The sequence below is a fragment of the Agromyces aerolatus genome (assembly GCF_031432255.1).
GTDB lineage: Bacteria > Actinomycetota > Actinomycetes > Actinomycetales > Microbacteriaceae > Agromyces.
The window spans coordinates 34,557-51,788 of record NZ_JAVKGQ010000006.1; the positions used below are offsets into that span (position 1 = coordinate 34,557).

Below are 17,232 nucleotides of genomic sequence, written 5' to 3' on the forward strand. Positions count from 1 at the left end.
GCGCAGGGCGCACCTCCCGCACCGATCGATCAAGGAAGTCCTCATGAAGACCGACATCCACCCCGAGTACAACGCCGTCGTCTTCCGCGACCTCGCCTCGGGCGCCACGTTCCTCACGCGTTCGACCGTGACGAGCGACAAGACCATCGACCTCGACGGCGTCACCTACCCGGTCATCGACGTTGAGATCTCGAGCGAGTCGCACCCGTTCTACACGGGCAAGCAGCGCATCATGGACTCCGCCGGCCGCGTCGAGAAGTTCAACCAGCGCTTCAAGAACTTCGGCAAGTAAGCGCGCACCGCGCGTTGCTGCCGCACGAAGGGCGGACGACCTCGGTCGTCCGCCCTTCGTCGTGCTCGTACGCTCAGCGCACGCCGTGGACAGCGGGCCGGCTCAGCGGAGGGGCCGCCTCAGCGCACGGGCCAGCGGCCGGACGTGGTGAACTCGGGCTCGCCGTTGCTGCGCCGCCACGCCTGGTAGCTCTCGGCCTGGTCGCGGCACCAGTCGATCTGACGCAGGTGCAGCTCGGCCGCGGCGGCCACGGCGACCTCGGGGAACCGGCGGACGATGGCCTGCGCGACGCGGCCCGCGGCGATGGCGTCGGCCCCAGCGTCGTGGGCGTCGAGCAGTTCCACGCCGTAGTGCGCGCACGCCGCGGTGAGCGTGCGCTTGCCGCGCCGGTACTTGTCGACCGCTTTGTCGATCACGAGCGGGTCGATGACGGGCCCGGGGCCGGGCAACGGGTCGTGCCCGTACCGTTCGGCCTCGCGTGCGAGCACCGAGAGGTCGTAGCTCGCGTTGTACGCGACGATCGGCAGTCCGCGGCACGCCGCATCGTGCAGCGCCGCGATGATCTCGGCCACGGCCTGCGCGGCCGGCGCGCCTTCGGCGCGAGCACGCTCGGTCGTCACGCCGTGGATGAGCGATGCGGCGGTCGGGATCTCGACCCCGGGATCGACGAGCCACTCGCGCCGCTCGAGCACCTCGCCCGACGGCCCGATCACGCCGACGTGCGCCGTGACGATGCGGCACGTGTCGATGTCGATGCCCGTCGTCTCGAGGTCGAACACCGCGAGCCGGTCGGCCCAGTGCGCGGCCGCGGCGCGCGCATCGCCGGTCGGTGCGTCGGTGAGTGCGAACGGCCGGTCGTCCACGATCGGCGCCCGGGCGGGCGGCGAGGCCGTGTCGATGGCCGGCGCATCGATGGCCGCCGCATCGAGGAGCCGCGGCTCTGCACGGGCGGGCTCGGGCCAGTCGTCGTCGGACCAGAGGGCGATGGGCTCCTGCATGCCCGCCACTGTATGAGGGGCCACCGTCACGGGCCGGGGCGGCACGCCGGAAACGAGGAGGGCGCCACCGTAGACTGGCCGTGATGACCCGCTCGCCGTACGCCGCCGATCTCGCGCGCATCCCCGTGCGCACGCACCGGACCGAGGTGCTCGGCACCGAGACCGGATGGTGGGAGTACGGCGACCTGGCCGATGCGAACGCACCCGTGCTCGTGTTCGTGCACGGCTTCCGCGGCGACCATCACGGGCTCGAACCCGTGGTCGCGAACCTCCCCGGCTTCCGGATCGTGTCACCCGACCTGCCGGGCTTCGGCGAGTCGGCGCCGCTCGCGGGCCGCCCGCACGACATCGACGGCTACGTCGCCTGGCTGACCGCATTCCTGCACGCCGTGGGCATCACCGGCCGGTACACCCTGCTCGGCCACTCGTTCGGCTCGATCGTGACGTCCGCCGCGGTGGCTGCGGGCCTCCGGCCCGACCGGCTGATCCTCGTGAACCCGATCGGCGCGCCCGCGCTCGAGGGCCCGCGCGGGCTCATGACGCGGCTCGCAGTCTTCTACTACTGGGCGAGCGCGAAGCTTCCGGCCCGTGCCGGGTTCGCGTTGCTCAAGAACCGGGCGATCGTGCGCGTCATGAGCATCACGATGGCGAAGACCCGCGACCCGGAGCTCCGGCGCTTCATCCACGATCAGCACGACCGGTACTTCTCGGCGTTCGCCGACCGCGACACGCTGCTCGAGGCGTTCCGCGCCTCGGTGAGCCACGACGTCGGCGAGTACGTCGCCGGCATCCCGGTGCCGACCCTGCTCATCGCCGCCGACCGCGACGACATCACGCCGATCGAGGCGGAGCGGGCACTTGCGCGACGCTTCCCCGATGCGCGCCTGGCCGAGATCGACGGCGTCGGGCACCTCATCCACTACGAGAAGCCCGCTCCGGCGGCCGAGCACATCCGTGGGTTCGCCAGCATGGAGTCACCCGGCACGGAGGCGGCTCGATGAGGCTGGTCGTCGACTGCCGGTACACGCGCATCGGGCAGCACGACGGCATCAGCCGGTTCACGGCCGGCATCGTGCGCGAGCTCGCGGCGAGGCATCCGCTCACCATGCTCATCAGCGACCGCCGCCAGCTCGAGCTGCTGCCCGACCTGCCGTGGCAGCTCGCGACCTCCCCGACCGGGGTCGGCGAGCCCTTCGTCGCCCGGCAGGTGCGCAAGCTCCGGCCCGACGTGGTGTTCTCGCCGATGCAGACCATGGGGTCGTGGGGTCGCGACTACGCGCTGGTGCTGACGCTGCACGACCTCATCTACTACGAGAACCGCACCCCGCCGCGCGACCTGCCTGCGCCCGTGCGCGCGCTGTGGCGGCTGTACCACCTCGCCTGGTGGCCGCAGCGCCTGCTGCTGAACCGCGCCGACTCGGTCGTCACGGTGTCCGAGACCACGGCCGCGCTCATCCGCGAGCACCGGCTCACGAAGCGACCGGTCACGGTGGTCCCGAACGCGGCCGACGAGCTGCCCGTGCCGCCGCTCCCGCGCGAGCGGCCGTCGCGCAACCGGCTCGTGTACATGGGCTCGTACATGCCGTACAAGAACGTCGACACGCTCGTGCGCGCCGCAGGTCTGCTGCCCGACCACGAGCTGCATCTGCTCAGCCGGATCAGCCCGGCTGAGCGCGCGCGGCTCACGCGGCTCGCTCCCGAGGCGCGGCTCGTCTTCCACGACGGCGTGACGGATGCCGCCTACGCGGACCTGCTCGCCGGGGCGACGGCGCTCGTGCACGCGAGCCGCGCCGAGGGGTTCGGCATCCCCCTGGTCGAGGCGATGCGCGTGGGCACGCCGGTCGTCGTCAACGACACGCCCATCTTTCGGGAGATCGGCGGCGATGCCGCGGTGTACTTCGACGGCGACGACGCGTCGTCGCTCGCCGAAGCGCTCGGCCGGCTCGAGGAGCCGGGGGAGTGGCAGCGCCGCTCGGCCGCGGCCCTCGAGCGCGCGAGCGGCTACACGTGGGCGGCGTCGGCCGAGCGCCTGCTCGAGCTGCTGCGCGAGACCTCAGAGGCACGGCGCGCCCGACGCGCCCGGTAGGCGGGCGTTCCCGGCGATTCAGGTCAGGCCAGGGCCGCCGCCATGGCGGTGAGCGTCTCGGTCGTGCCGGCGTCGAGCTTGACCGCCGCACGCCCGTCGCCCTTCGTGACGCCGCGGTTGATCACGATGATCGGCAGGTTTCGCCGCCGAGCCTGCTCGATCAACCGGATCCCGGAGTTCACGACGAGCGACGAACCGGCGACCAGCAGCACGTCGGCACCCGCGACGATCGATCTCGCGGCCTCGAACGTCTCACCCGGCACGAACTCGCCGAAGAACACGACGTCGGGCTTGAGGATGCCGCCGCAGACCGTGCAGTCCGGGATGCGCATGGCGTCGATGTCGTCGACCTCGGCGTCGCCGTCGGGCGCGAGCCGCACGGCCCGCTCGGGGTCGAGGCCCGGGTTCAGCGCCTCGAGCCGGTCGGCGATCGCCTGGCGCGCGTAGTACTGGCCGCAGGCGAGGCACACGACCCGGTCCATGGTGCCGTGCAGCTCGACGACGTGGGCGCTGCCGGCTCGGCGGTGCAGGCCGTCGACGTTCTGGGTGACGAGGCCCGTCACCGCGCCGGCAGCCTCGAGGCCCGCGAGCGCGCGATGGCCGGCGTTGGGTCGTGCGCTGCCGAAGTGCCGCCAGCCGAGATGACTGCCGGCCCAGTAGCGCTTCCGAGCGTGCTCGGAGGCGAGGAAGGTCTGGAACGTCATGGGCGAGCGGCGCGGCGCGCCCTCGCCGCGGTAGTCGGGGATGCCCGAGTCCGTGCTCACACCCGCGCCCGTCAGCACCGCGACCCGCGCGCCGCGCATGAGCGCGATCGCCTCGTCGAGCTGTTCGCTCGCGAGCGCGTCCGCGACGAGGTTCGTCATGGCTGGTCCTTCCGCCGCATGCGCTGACCTGGCGGCATGCTCACGAGTGTAAACGTCGCCGTGTTCCGGAATTGTTTCCGCGCCTGGCAGGCTGGTCCAGGAGGACTCCCATGCACATCGAACGAGTGGCCGACGCGGCATCCGACGACGTCGCCGACTACGCGGCGCTGACGGATGTCGCGCTGCGGAGCGCGACCGAGACGGAACGCGGGCTGTACATCGCCGAATCGGCCAAGGTGATCTCGCGCGCCATCCGCGCCGGCCATCGGCCGCGCTCGGTGCTCATGGAGGAGAAGTGGCTCGCGGGCCTCGAGCCCGTGCTCGCGCCGTTCGACATCCCCGTGCACCTCGCCACTCCCGACCAGCTCGAGGGGATCACGGGGTACCGGGTGCACCGGGGCGCGCTCGCGGCGTTCGAGCGGCCGGCGCTGCCCGATCCGGCGACCCTGCTCGCCGATGCGCGGCGCGTCGTGGTGCTCGAGGACCTCGTGGACCACACCAACGTGGGCGCGATCTTCCGGGCCTGCGCGGCGCTCGGCGTGGACGCCGTCCTCGTCACGCCGCGATGCGCCGATCCGCTGTACCGGCGGAGCGTCAGGGTCTCGATGGGCACCGTGTTCCAGGTGCCGTGGACGCGGGTGACGTCGTGGCCCGACGACGTGTCGCTGCTCACGACCGCCGGGTTCGAGGTCGCCGCGCTCGCGCTCAGCGACGAGGCCGTCCCGCTCGACGTGTTCTCGTCGCGCCTTCCCGACCGGCTCGCACTCGTGTTCGGCGCCGAGGGCGACGGACTCTCACGACGCACGCTCGCGGCGGCCGACCACGTCGTGATGATCCCGATGGCGGGCGGCGTGGACTCGCTGAACGTGGCGGCCGCGACCGCGGTGGCGCTGTGGGCGACCCGTCCACCGGCCGTCTAGGCTCGATGCCGATGTCGCACCACCTCGCTCCAGCGCCCGCCGCACCCGGATCGTCCCCGGGCGACGGCCGTCCGCCGGCCGATCCCGGGCTCGCGCGGCGGCGGATGTATCGCCGCCGCCGCTTCGTCGTGTTCGGCACGCTCGCCGTCATGCTCGCCCTGCTCATCGCGGGCGTCTCCTACGTCGCGAACGCGCTCGGGGCGCCGCTGCCGGCGGTCGCGGCGTCGTCGACCGCCCCTGCGCCGCTCGTTCAGCCGGCCCAGCAGCTCGCGCTGCCCGGCTTCGGCGAGTACGCGGTCGGCGCGGTGGGGTTCGAGGGCACGCTCGCCGCGAGCGAGGCGCAGGCGTCCATGCCGATCGCGAGCATCGCCAAGGTCGTGACGGCGCTCGTCGTGCTCGAGGCCAACCCGGTCCCGGCCGGCGAGGGCGGCCCGGCAATCGCGTACACCGACGCCGACGTCGGCATCTACTGGGACATGGTCGCGCAGAACGGGTCGGTCGCCCCGGTCGCCGCGGGCACCACGCTCACCCTCACGCAGAGCCTCGAGGCGATGCTGCTGCCGTCGGGCAACAACTACGCGATCTCGATCGCGAACTGGGCGTTCGGCTCGGAGGCCGCATACGTCGAGGCCGCGAACGCCTGGCTCGCCGAGCACGGGTTCACCGAGACCACGATCGCCGACGCGAGCGGCCTGTCGCTCGCGAACGTCGGCACGCCGGGCGACCTGGTGCGCCTCGGCCAGCTCGCACTGGACGAGCCGACCCTCGAGGGCATCGTCGCGCAGCAGGCCGTCGACCTGCCCGGGGTCGGCCGGGTCGAGAACTCGAACAAGCTGCTCGGCACCCACGGGGTCGACGGCATCAAGACCGGGACGACCGACGATGCCGCGAACCTGCTCTTCTCAGCCGACTACGCCGTGGGGTCGTCGACGGTGACCGTCGTGGGGGTGATGCTCGGGGCCGACACGCACGCGCAGCTCCGTGAGGCGATCGCTGCGCTCCTCGACAGCGTCGCGCCCGGCTTCCACGAGGTCTCCGTGCTCGAGGCCGGCACCGAGCTCGCGAGCTACTCGACGGTCTGGGGCGACGCCGCGTCCGCGCGGACCACCGAAGGAGCATCCGTCGTGGTCTGGAACGACACGCCCGTGAACGTGACCGTGACCGCCGAACCGATCACGACCGCCGAGGCGGGCACCCGGGTCGGCGTCGCGACCGTGAGCGCGGGTGCGCAGACGATCGAGGTGCCGCTCGAGCTCGACGCGACGATCGACGATCCGGGCGCCTGGTGGCGCCTCACGAACCCCGGCGGGCTCTCGGCGACTCAGCCCGCTGCGGGGGAGCCGCTCACCCCGTCGGCCGCATCGGCGGCGTCGGCGGCCATCGCACGATAGGGCCCGGCGGCCGGCCGCTTCGCGCTGATCGTGTCGCCGGACGACTGGTGCCGGATGCGCCGGAGCACCCACGGGACGAGATACTCCCGGGCCCACGCGAGATCCTCCTCGCGCGCCTGCCGCCACGTCGAGGCGGGCAACGGCTCGGGTTTCATGGGCTCGAGGTCGTTCTCGACGTTGAGCGCGTCGAGCACCATGCGCGCGACGGTGTGATGGCCGAGCGCGTTCAGGTGCAGACGGTCGGGCGCCCAGAACCGCTGATCCTGGATCTCGGTGAGCGCCCACTGGTCGGCGACGATGCAGTCGAACTTCGCGGCGATCGCGCGGAGGTTCTCGTTGTAGATCGCGACCTTGCCCCTGATGCCCCGGAACACCGGCGAGAAGCCCACGTCGACGCCCGTGAAGATCACGATCGTCGCGCGGTCGCGGGCGAGCCGCTCGATCGCGTACTCGAAGCGCGCCGCGATCTCGTCGGGGTCGGTCCCGGGCCGGATGACGTCGTTGCCGCCCGCCGAGATGGTGATGAGGTCGGGTCGCAGCTCGAGCGCGGGCTCGAGCTGCTCGTCGATGATCTGCTGGATGAGCTTGCCCCGGACGGCGAGGTTCGCGTAGGCGAAGTCGTCGCTCGACTGCGAGAGCACCTCGGCGACCCGGTCGGCCCAGCCACGATGACCGCCGGGCACGGAGCCTTCAGGATCGCCGATGCCCTCGGTGAACGAGTCGCCGAGGGCGACGTAGCGCGACCAGGGGTGCGGTTCGGTGACCATGCATCCCATTCTGCACATCCGATGCGTGCGACGTCGGAGGCGTCGACTACAGTGCTGGCAGTGAGCAGTGCGAACCCGATCCCGTCCGGCCAGTTGCCGGGAACGTCGGCCGCCGAGCATCTCTCGCCCGCGTTCCCGGATCGTGCGCCCTGGGGCACCGCCAACAAGCTGCGCGCGTGGCAGGCCGAGGCGCTCGAGCAGTACCTCGAGACCATGCCGCGAGACTTCCTCGCGGCCGCGACCCCCGGCGCCGGCAAGACCACGTTCGCGCTGCGCATCGCCGCCGAGCTGCGGCATCGCCGCATCGTCGACCGCATCACGGTCGTCGCCCCCACCGATCACCTGAAGAAGCAGTGGGCCGATGCGGCCGCGCGGGCCGGGATCCGGCTCGACCCGGGCTTCCGCAATGCGCACGGGCGCTCCGCGCGCCACTATCACGGCGTCGCCGTGACCTACGCGCAGGTCGCGATGCGGCCGGCGCTGCACCGCGAGCTCACGCTCTCCGGCCGCACGCTCGTCATCCTCGACGAGGTGCACCACGGCGGCGACACGCTGTCCTGGGGTGACGCGATCCGCGAGGCGTTCGAGCACGCCGAGAAGCGTCTGTCGCTCACGGGCACGCCGTTCCGCAGCGACACCGCGCCCATCCCGTTCGTGCACTACGAGCCCGACGCGCAGGGCATCCGCGTCTCGAGCACCGACTACAACTACGGCTACGGCCGGGCCCTCGCCGACGGCGTCGTCCGGCCGGTGCTGTTCATGGTCTATGCCGGGCACATGCGCTGGCGCACCAAGGCCGGCGACGAGATGGAGGCCCGGCTCGGCGAGGACAACACCAAGGACGTCACCAGCTCGGCCTGGCGTACGGCGCTCGAGCCGAGCGGGGAGTGGATCCCCGCGGTGCTGCAGGCCGCGAACCGGCGGCTGACCGAGGTCCGGCAGTCGATCCCCGACGCGGGCGGGCTCGTGCTCGCGACGGACCAGACCGTCGCCCGGGCCTACGCCGAGATCCTCGAGGGGCTCTGCGGCGAGAAGGTCACGGTCGTGCTCTCCGACGACAGCGAGGCGAGCGGCCGCATCGAGGAGTTCTCGGCCGGCACCAGCCGGTGGATGGTCGCGGTGCGCATGGTGTCGGAGGGCGTCGACGTGCCGCGGCTCGCGGTCGGCGTGTACGCCACGAGCTCGGCGACGCCGCTGTTCTTCGCGCAGGCCATCGGCCGCTTCGTGCGCGCGCGGCGGCGCGGTGAGACCGCGTCGGTGTTCCTGCCGAACGTGCCCGTGCTCATGGCCCTCGCGGGCGAGCTCGAGCGCGAGCGCGACCACGCGCTCGACCGTCGCAGCGACGGCGATGAGGACCCGGGACTCGAGGACGGGCTGCTCGAAGAGGCGAACCGCAGCGAGAAGGCCTCTGACGAGGCCGGCGAGTTCACCTGGCAGGCGGTCGGGTCGGATGCCTCGTTCGACCGCGTGCTCTACGACGGGAGCGAGTTCGGCACACTCGCCGAACCGGGCAGCGATGAGGAGCTCGACTTCATCGGGCTGCCCGGGCTGCTCGAGCCCGAGCAGGTGAGCGAGCTCCTGCGGCACCGGCAGGCCAGGCAGGCGCGACGGGCGAACGAGCGGCGCAAGCACGCGGTCGACGAACCCGAGCAGGCCGAGCCGGTCGCGCTGTACCGCACGCTGAAAGAGCAGCGTTCGCTGCTCAACAGCCTCGTGGGGCTCTGGGCGCGGCAGACCGGCGAACCCCATTCGCAGGTGCATGGCGAGCTGCGGCGCATCTGCGGCGGGCCGCCGGTCGCGCAGGCGACGGTGACGCAGCTGCAGGCGCGCATTGAGTTCCTCCGGCGCAAGCTCGGGAGCCGGTGAACGCGACCCGCCGCGCTTCGGGCGCCCGGAAATCGAGGCATGCTCGGTATTTCGGATTCCCTGGTTCTCTCATATACTGCCATCTTGTGGGGTTCGCGCCTGAGCCCCGCGTCGAGGGTGGTCAGGCAACAGGGAGACCGTCATGCAGGTTCGACGTGGAATACGATTCCTCCTCGGTGCGGTGCTCGCCGGAACGGCGATGGCTGGTTTCGGCGTGTCGGCTGCGGGGCCGGCGCTCGCGCTCGAGCAGAGTGTGCTCGAGAACCCGGCCACGGACGCGCCGAGCTGTTTCAGCGGACAGACCATCGGGCAGCAGATCACCCCGTCGGCCGAGATCGACGGCTGGTATCTCACCGAGTACGGGTTCACGATCCAGAGCGCTGCGGCCGTCGACGCACAGCTGGTCGTGAAGCTGTGGGGAACCGACGGCCGAAGCGTCGTCATCCACACCGAACCGGCCCACTTCCCAGCCGCACCGGAGCCGACACTCGTCACCCTGCCGCTGGCCACCGATGTGGGCGTCACGTCCGGGCAGATGCTCTCGCTCGAGTTCGCGTTCGATGGCGAATGTCCGGTGCGCTTCGCGCCGGGCGGCGAGTACGACGGCGGGTCGCTGCTGCTCGCGGGCAGCCCGGTCGCGTCGGCCTCCATGGCGTTCCGGCTCACCTTCTCTGACGAAAGCGCGAACGGCCTCGCGCCCTATCGGGCGCCGACGCTCGCAGGCAGCCCGCCGAGCGGAACGGTCGGCGCCGCCTACACGTACTCCCTCGAGGTCGGCGGAAGCCTGAACCCCGTCGTCTCGGTCCAGCTGGGCCATGTGCCCACCGGACTGATGCTCAGCGAGGGGGGCCTCCTCTCCGGGACGCCCACTGAGGCGAACTCCTTCCTCGCCGTCCTGCAGGCCAGCGACGGCCTGAACACGGCGCTCCTCGAGGTCGCCATCGACATCGAGGCCGCCCCGCCGCCCGGCGAGGAGCCCGGGCCGTACGTGCCGCCGGGGCTGTCCGGAGACCCGAGCACGGCGCCCGCGACGCTCGGTGTGGCGTACAGCTACCAGCTCACGCTCGTGGGCAGCAGCGACCCGCGCATCGAGGTTCAGGACTTCACCGTGCCCGGTCTGCAGATGGATGGCACCGGCCTCATCTCGGGGACGCCGACCCAGGCCGGGCGGTTCGTCGACACGGTCCACGTGACCGATGGCACGGAGACGAACGCCCGCGACGTGATCGTCGTCGTCAACGCGCCGCCGGCATCCCCGCCGGAGGCGACCCCGCCGGTCGTCGCGCCCGGTGCGCCCGCCCCGCCGCAGCCCGCCGTGGTTCGCGTGCCGGCCTCCGCCGTCGTGCGAACCATGCCGGCGACCGGAGCCGATCCGGGTGCCGCGATCGTGGTGGCGGCGACGGCGCTGCTTCTCGGCGGCGCGCTCGCGGGCGCCTCGGCGCTCGGCCGCCCGCGCGGCGCGACGCGACGTCGCCCGGGCTGAGTGATCACGTCCTGAGGGCGACTCGGTCGGGGCAGCGGCCGGCGAGACCGCACGGCGCCGTACGGGTGTTTTGCGCCGATGAGTGCGCGGATGCGAGGATTCGACGTGTCCGATGCCCTGACGTGGGAGGCGAACACCCGTGGCGCAGCAACCCGAGCTCGATCGCGTGGACCGCGCGCTGCTCACGGCGCTCTCGTCGAACGCGCGCGCGTCGGGTGCGGCTCTCGCTGCCGAGATCGGCGTCGCCGAGTCGACCGTGTCGCTTCGACTGCGACGCCTGCAGAGTCTCGGCACCATCCGCGGGTATCAGCTCGACGTCGACCTCGCCTCGGTCGGGGTCTCGCTGCAGGCGCTGATCGCGGTGCGGCTGGTCAAGCACGACCGCTCCGAGATCGACGCCTTCCGGCAGGTCGTGCCGCACCTGCCCGGCGTCCTCGGCGTGTTCCACATGGCGGGCGCCGACGACTACCTGCTGCACGTGGCCGCGCGCGACGCGGTCGAGCTGCGCGAGTTCGTGCTCACGCATCTCACGGGGCATCCGGCGGTCGCCCACACCGAGACGAACCTGATCTTCGAGTACGCCACGGGCGACGGCTGGCACCAGCTCATCGGCTGACCCCGCCTCGGCCCCGTCCTCGCCGCGTCACCCCGCCGCCCGCGCCACCGCACCCCCTACCGCGCCAACTCACGCCGACCGCGCCACCCCGCGCCGCCCCGCCAACTCACGCCGACTGCGCCACCTCACGCCAGCCGCGCCCCGGCCGACATGCAGCGCCAGGTCGGACGGTCGGCGCCGGCGCGATCGGTCGGGAGAGGCGCGACTGCGCCCGCCACCTCACGCGACACCGGTTTCGGCGCCGCGAAATGCTGCGGGTGACCGCCGACCCGCCGCGTCGTCCCGGGGTTCGGGTCTCCGAAATGCTGCCAATGCCGCGCAACCGCGGCTCCGGCCCCGGTCCCGCGGCTATCGTGTCGCAAGGCCGTTCGCGGCCGGCACGTGACGGGGCGGGCGTCACGGTGCGATCGGTGCGCCCGCCGGACTGAGAGAGGGCATCATGACCGACCGTGCGGCGACCCCCACGCCGACGAACGCCGACCGCGCACGATGGCGACGGTATCTCGCCGATGAGCGCGCCGAGGGCGCCGTCTACCGCGAGCTCGCCGGGCGCAAGGACGGCGAGGAGCGCGAGATCCTGCTGGCCCTCGCCGCCGCCGAAGGACGGCACGAGGCGCACTGGCTCGCACTGCTCGGCGGTGACGATTCGCGGCTCCCGCGCGCCGACCTCCGCACCCGGGCGCTCGCGACCCTGGCACGCCGGTTCGGCTCGATCTTCGTGCTCGCACTCGCGCAACGCGCCGAGTCCCGCTCGCCATACGCCACCGACCCGTATGCCACGCCCGCGATGGCCGCGGACGAGCGGATCCACGGCGAGGTCGTGCGCGGGCTCGCCGCTCGCGGCCGCCGTCGGCTCGCCGGCACGTTCCGCGCGGCCGTGTTCGGCGCGAACGACGGCCTGGTCTCGAACCTCGCACTCGTGCTCGGCATCGGCGCCACGGGCGTCTCCGCGCCGGTCGTGCTCTTCACCGGGCTCGCGGGCCTGCTCGCGGGCGCGCTCTCCATGGGCGCAGGGGAGTACGTCTCGGTGCGTTCGCAACGCGAGCTGCTCGAGGCATCCGCCCCCGACCCGGTCGCGCGCGAGTCGCTCTCCGACCTCGATCTCGACGCCAACGAGCTCGCGCTCGTCTACCGCGCCAGGGGCATGGGGGAGGACGAGGCGGTCGAGCAGGCCGCACTCGTGCTCGCGCGCGTGCAGGCCGCAGGCGCTGCGCCGGTCTCGACCGACGCGATCCCCGCGCTCGCGCACGACGACGAGGCGGTCGGCACCGGCATGTCCGCGGCGATCTCGAGCTTCCTGTTCTTCGCCTCGGGTGCGCTCATCCCGGTGCTGCCGTGGATCTTCGGCATGAGCGGCTTCGGCGCCATCGTCCTGGCGACGAGCCTCGTGAGCGTCGCCCTGCTGCTCACCGGCGCGACGGTCGGGGTGCTCTCGGGCGCCTCACCGCTCAAGCGCGCGCTGCGGCAACTCGCGATCGGCCTCGGCGCCGCCGCCGTCACCTACGTGCTCGGCCTCGCCTTCGGCACCACGATCGGCTGATGTCGCGTCGGGCGGCAGGCTAGCCGGCGGGCGCCGTCACGAAGTCGATGAGCTCCTCGACGCGGCCGAGCAGCGCCGGCTCGAGATCGCCGTAGCCGCGCACGCGGCCGAGGATGTGCTGCCAGGCGCGGGCGATGTCGGCCTGCTCGGCGTGCGGCCAGCCGAACGCCTCGCACACGCCGTGCTTCCACTCCGTACCGCGGGGGATCACCGGCCAGGCCTCCTTGCCGAGGCGCGCCGGCTTCACGCCCTGCCAGACGTCGATGAACGGATGCCCCACGACGAGCACGTGCGCCCCGTGCGGCCCGCGCGCGACCCGGTCGGCCATGCGCTGCTCCTTCGAGCCCGGCACGAGGTGGTCGACGAGCACGCCCGCGCGCCGACCGCGACCGGGCCGGAACTCGTCGAGCATCTCGGGTAGCTTGTCGACGCCCTCGAGGTACTCGACGACCACTCCCTCGACGCGCAGGTCGGCACCCCAGATCTTCTCGACGAGCTCGGCGTCGTGCCGGCCCTCGACGAAGATGCGGCTCGGCAGCGCGACCTTCGCGGGCCCGGCATCGGCCACGAACGACCCCGACGCGGTCCGCAACCGCCCGGCGGGCGCCGCGGCGCGCGCAGGCCGCACCAGCTTCACGGCCGCACCGTCGATGAGGAAACCATGCCCGAGCGGGAAGAGGCGCCGCTTGCCGAACCGGTCCTCGAGCACGACATTGCCCTGCTCGAGCCCCACGACCGCCCCGCAGTAGCCGTCGGCGGCGAGCTCGACCACCAGGTCTCGCGAGGCCTCCACCTCGGGGATCACCTTCCGCCCGCGCGCCCGCCAATCGCCCGCGAGCACGTCGCTGCCGTATCGGTCGGGGCCGGCGTCGAACTGGGGACGGGAGTCGAATGGTGCGGGCACCGGTCGAGGCTAACGGAAGTCACGCGACCGGTGCGGCGCCGACACGGTGAGCGACTCGAACCGGTCGGCGACGACGTTCACGACGCCGTCCCTGCTGCGTTCGAGCACACCGCGCACGATCATGGCGGGCGCCTCGCGCGCGACCCGGCGGTACCGGTTCCACACGCCGACGCTCGCGATGATGTTCACGGTGCCCGACTCGTCCTCGACGTTCAGGAACGTGATGCCCGACGCGGTCGCGGGCCGCTGCCGGTGCGTGACCACGCCGCCGACCTCGATGCGCCGCCCCGACTCGGTCTCGCGCAGCCGGTCGACGCGGATCACGCCGCGCGCGTCGAGCCGGTCGCGGATGTGCCGGATCGGGTGGTCGTCGGGTGAGATGCCCGTCGCCCACAGGTCGTACACGACCTGCTCGGTGTCGGTGAGCAGGGGCAGCAGCGGCGGCTGCACGACCACGACCGAACCGGGCAGGTACTCGGGCCGGTCCTGTGCGGCCTCGCCCGCGAGCCACAGCGCACGCCGCCGGTCGAGCCCGAACGACGCGAACGCGCCCGCGGCCGAGAGCGCCTCGAGCTCGGCCGTCTCGAGCCCGACCCGGCGCGCGACGTCGGGCATGTCGCGGAACGGCCCGCCGCGGTCGCGTTCGGCGACGATCCGTTCGGCGAGCGCGGTGCCGATCGAGCTCACATCGGCCAGCCCGAGCCGCACCGCGTATGCGCCGTCGCGCCGGTGCTCGGCCGACCGGTCGGGCGCGTCGCGCTCGAAGTCCGGCACCGCGGGCTGCACGCGGTCGGTGCAGCCCGCGAAGCCGGTCGGCCCGGGCAGGCGGCTTCGATACGCGGATGCCTCGCCCGAGGCATCCGCTCGCGACGCGTCGACCGGCTCGAGCCCGGCGTCCACGCCCGAGAGCTGGATGTCGGGCCGGCGCACCTCGACGCCGTGCCGGCGCGCATCGGCCGTGAGGGTCTGCGGCGAGTAGAACCCCATGGGCTGCGCGCGCAGCAGCGCCGCGAGGAACGCCGCGGGGTAGTGCAGCTTGAGCCACGAGCTCGCATAGACGAGCAGCCCGAAGCTCAGCGAGTGGCTCTCGGCGAAGCCGAAGTTCGCGAACGCCTGGATCTTGGCGTAGATCGTGTCGGCGGTCTCGTCGTCGATGCCGTTCTCGGCCATGCCCGCGTAGAGCCGTTCCTTGAGCGACTCGATGCGCTCGACGCCGCGCTTCGAGCCCATGGCCCGGCGCAGCAGGTCGGCGTCGGCCGCGCTGCAGTTGCCCACGGCGACCGCCATCTGCATGAGCTGCTCCTGGAACAGTGGCACGCCGAGCGTGCGCTCGAGCACGGGCACGAGCTTCGGGTGCAGGTAGGTCACGGGCTCCTCGCCCGTGCGCCTCCGGATGTACGGGTGCACCGCCCCGCCCTGCACCGGACCGGGCCTGATGAGCGCGATCTCCACCACGAGGTCGTAGAACCGGCGCGGCTTCAGCCGGGGGAGCGTGCCCATCTGGGCCCGGCTCTCGACCTGGAACACGCCGATCGAGTCGGCGCGGCAGAGCATGTCGTAGACCGCGGCCTCCTCCTTCGGGATGGTCGCGAGCTCCCACTCCTCGCCGGTCGTGTCGCGGATGAGATCGAACGTGTACTGCATCGCCGCGAGCATGCCGAGCCCGAGCAGGTCGAACTTCACGAGGCCCATCCACGCGCAGTCGTCCTTGTCCCACTGCAGCACCGTGCGGTTCTCCATGCGGGCGTGCTCGATGGGCACGACCTCGCCCACGGGGCGGTCGGTGAGCACCATGCCACCCGAGTGGATGCCGAGGTGGCGAGGGAACGTGAGCACCTGCTCGGCCAGCTCGATCACCGCGTCGGGGATGTCGTGGTCGTCGGTCTCGACGACCGACCCCCAGCGCTCGACCTGGCGCGACCACGCGTCCTGCTGCCCGGTCGAGTAGCCGAGCGCCTTCGCCATGTCGCGCACCGCGACCTTGGGCCGGTAGCTGATGACGTTCGCGACCTGCGCGGCGTTCTGCCGGCCGTACTTCGCGTAGACGTACTGGATGATCTCCTCACGCCGGTCGGAGTCGAAGTCGACGTCGATGTCGGGCTCCTCGTCGCGGAGCGCCGACAGGAACCGCTCGAACGGCAGGCGATAGTAGATCGAGTCGACCGCGGTGATGCGCAGCACGTAGCACACCGCCGAGTTCGCGGCGGATCCCCGGCCCTGGCAGAGGATGCCGCGGCTGCGCGCCTCGCGCACGAGGTCGTACACGATGAGGAAGTACCCGGGGAAGTCCTTCTGCTCGATCACGTCGAGCTCCTGCTGCAGGCGCTCGCGCACGTCGTCGGGCACGCCCGGGTAGAGCTCGTCGGCGCCCCGCCAGACGAGCTCGCGCAGCCAGCTCATGGGCGTGTGCCCCTCGGGCACCTGCTGGCGGGGGAGCCGCGGCCTGGCGCTGCGCAGCGTGAACCCGAGCTGCTCGGCGATCGTCACGGTGTGCGCGACCGCACCCGGGTACCGGGCGAATCGCTCGGCCATCTCGGCGCCCGAGCGCAGGTGCAGGCCATCGGTCGCGGGAAGCCAGCCGTCGAGCTCGTCGAGGCTGCGCCTCGCGCGAACGGCCGCGAGGGCCTGCGCGAGCCGGTGCTCTGGAGGTGTGGCGTAGTGCACGGCGTTCGTCGCGATGCAGCGCAGCCCGGCACGCTCGGCGAGCGCGGCGAGCTCGTCGTTGGCGGGCTGATCGCCGGGGTGTCCGTGATCGAAGAGCTCCACGACCACCTGGTCGTGCCCGAACAGCGCGACGAGCCGGTCGAGCTCGCGCCACGCGGCATCCGGCCCGCCCGTCGCGAGCGCGCGACGCACCGTGCCCTTGCGGCAGCCGGTCGGGACCACCCACTCGCCGCCGGCGCGCGCCGCGAGGTCCTCGAGGTCGTACACCGGGCGGCCCTTCTCTCCGCCCGCGAGCTGACCCGCGGTGATCGCGGCGGCCAGCCGGTGATACCCCTCCTCGCGGCGAGCGAGCACGAGCACATGGTCGCCCTCGGGGTCGGCCGCGCCCATCTGCGGGGCGCTGAGCCCGAGCGAGAGCTCGGCGCCGAACACGGTCGACAGATCGGGGAACGCCTCGGCGGCCTCGGCGAACCGCACGATGCCGTAGAACCCGTCGTGGTCGGTGATCGCGAGCCCCGAGAGGCCGAGCCGGTGCGCCTCCTCGACGAGCTGCTCGGGCGTCGAGGCGCCGTCGAGGAAGCTGAACGCCGAGTGCGCGTGCAGCTCGGCATACGGCACGACCGGGCCGGCCTGCGTCTCGAGCCCGGCACTCGGCGGCCGGTACGGATGCCGTTTGCGACTCCACGCCGGGCTGTCGCCGCCGTCGGCGACGAGGCCGGCGTTGCCGGCGCTTCCGGGGATCAGGCTGGCGCCCCCGCCGCCGCGGCCGTCGGGCCGGCGCCGGTCGGAGAGCCGGCGCTCGAGCTCGGACCACGGGATCTCGGGATTGTTCCAGCCCATCA

At 72.6% G+C, this 17,232-nt stretch carries 14 protein-coding genes; 9 read left to right on the top strand and 5 right to left on the bottom strand.

Annotated features, from left to right (window positions below; genetic code table 11):
• The first annotated feature begins 43 nt into the window (after positions 1-43).
• A complete protein-coding gene (locus RH864_RS09495; protein WP_310517303.1) occupies positions 44-292 on the top strand; it encodes a type B 50S ribosomal protein L31 in 249 nt (82 codons plus the stop codon).
• Between the two features lie 119 nt (positions 293-411).
• Here RH864_RS09495 and RH864_RS09500 read toward each other — a convergent pair whose 3' ends face one another.
• A complete protein-coding gene (locus RH864_RS09500; RefSeq protein ID WP_310517304.1) occupies positions 412-1,290 on the bottom strand; it encodes an exonuclease domain-containing protein in 879 nt (292 codons plus the stop codon).
• 80 nt (positions 1,291-1,370) lie between these two features.
• Between RH864_RS09500 and RH864_RS09505 the strand changes: the two genes are divergently transcribed.
• A complete protein-coding gene (locus RH864_RS09505; protein ID WP_310517305.1) occupies positions 1,371-2,291 on the top strand; it encodes an alpha/beta fold hydrolase in 921 nt (306 codons plus the stop codon).
• Positions 2,288-3,376 carry a glycosyltransferase family 4 protein gene (locus RH864_RS09510; protein WP_310517306.1) on the top strand — a complete coding sequence of 363 codons (1,089 nt, stop codon included), beginning with the start codon at positions 2,288-2,290 and terminating at the stop codon, positions 3,374-3,376. Before RH864_RS09505 ends, RH864_RS09510 begins: the two co-directional genes overlap by 4 nt.
• A 23-nt stretch (positions 3,377-3,399) precedes the next feature.
• Here the strand turns inward: RH864_RS09510 and RH864_RS09515 are convergent, their stop codons facing one another.
• Complete coding sequence (locus RH864_RS09515; protein ID WP_310517307.1) at positions 3,400-4,239, bottom strand: NAD-dependent protein deacetylase; 840 nt, start codon at positions 4,237-4,239, stop codon at positions 3,400-3,402.
• Between the two features lie 110 nt (positions 4,240-4,349).
• Between RH864_RS09515 and RH864_RS09520 the strand changes: the two genes are divergently transcribed.
• Both RH864_RS09520 and RH864_RS09525 read left to right on the top strand, forming a co-directional pair.
• A complete protein-coding gene (locus tag RH864_RS09520; protein WP_310517308.1) occupies positions 4,350-5,159 on the top strand; it encodes a TrmH family RNA methyltransferase in 810 nt (269 codons plus the stop codon).
• 11 nt (positions 5,160-5,170) lie between these two features.
• On the top strand, positions 5,171-6,550 hold the full coding sequence (locus tag RH864_RS09525) for a D-alanyl-D-alanine carboxypeptidase family protein (protein WP_310517309.1): 1,380 nt from the start codon (positions 5,171-5,173) through the stop codon (positions 6,548-6,550).
• Here the strand turns inward: RH864_RS09525 and RH864_RS09530 are convergent.
• Positions 6,481-7,317, bottom strand: a complete 837-nt coding sequence (locus RH864_RS09530; protein WP_310517310.1) for an SGNH/GDSL hydrolase family protein — start codon at positions 7,315-7,317, stop codon at positions 6,481-6,483. The genes RH864_RS09525 and RH864_RS09530 overlap by 70 nt on opposite strands.
• Positions 7,318-7,338: 21 nt before the next feature.
• On the opposite strand from RH864_RS09530, the gene RH864_RS09535 reads away from it, so the two are divergent.
• The 4 genes from RH864_RS09535 to RH864_RS09550 all read left to right on the top strand — a co-directional run bounded on the left by RH864_RS09535 (position 7,339) and on the right by RH864_RS09550 (position 12,822).
• Positions 7,339-9,183 (top strand): DEAD/DEAH box helicase, encoded by a 1,845-nt coding sequence (locus tag RH864_RS09535; protein ID WP_396129958.1) that lies wholly within the window; start codon positions 7,339-7,341, stop codon positions 9,181-9,183.
• A 142-nt stretch (positions 9,184-9,325) separates the two neighbouring features.
• Positions 9,326-10,666 (top strand): putative Ig domain-containing protein, encoded by a 1,341-nt coding sequence (locus RH864_RS09540; RefSeq protein ID WP_310517312.1) that lies wholly within the window; start codon positions 9,326-9,328, stop codon positions 10,664-10,666.
• A gap of 139 nt (positions 10,667-10,805) precedes the next feature.
• Complete coding sequence (locus RH864_RS09545; protein WP_310517313.1) at positions 10,806-11,282, top strand: Lrp/AsnC family transcriptional regulator; 477 nt, start codon at positions 10,806-10,808, stop codon at positions 11,280-11,282.
• A 439-nt stretch (positions 11,283-11,721) separates the two neighbouring features.
• Positions 11,722-12,822, top strand: coding sequence for a VIT1/CCC1 transporter family protein (locus RH864_RS09550; protein ID WP_310517314.1), 1,101 nt, complete (start codon positions 11,722-11,724; stop codon positions 12,820-12,822).
• A gap of 19 nt (positions 12,823-12,841) precedes the next feature.
• Here the strand turns inward: RH864_RS09550 and RH864_RS09555 are convergent, their stop codons facing one another.
• Entirely contained in the window at positions 12,842-13,726 is an 885-nt protein-coding gene (locus tag RH864_RS09555) for a DUF3097 domain-containing protein (RefSeq protein ID WP_310517315.1), read from the bottom strand.
• Positions 13,727-13,735: 9 nt separating this feature from the next.
• Positions 13,736-17,230, bottom strand: coding sequence for an error-prone DNA polymerase (locus tag RH864_RS09560; RefSeq protein ID WP_310517316.1), 3,495 nt, complete (start codon positions 17,228-17,230; stop codon positions 13,736-13,738).
• Positions 17,231-17,232: the final 2 nt, after the last annotated feature.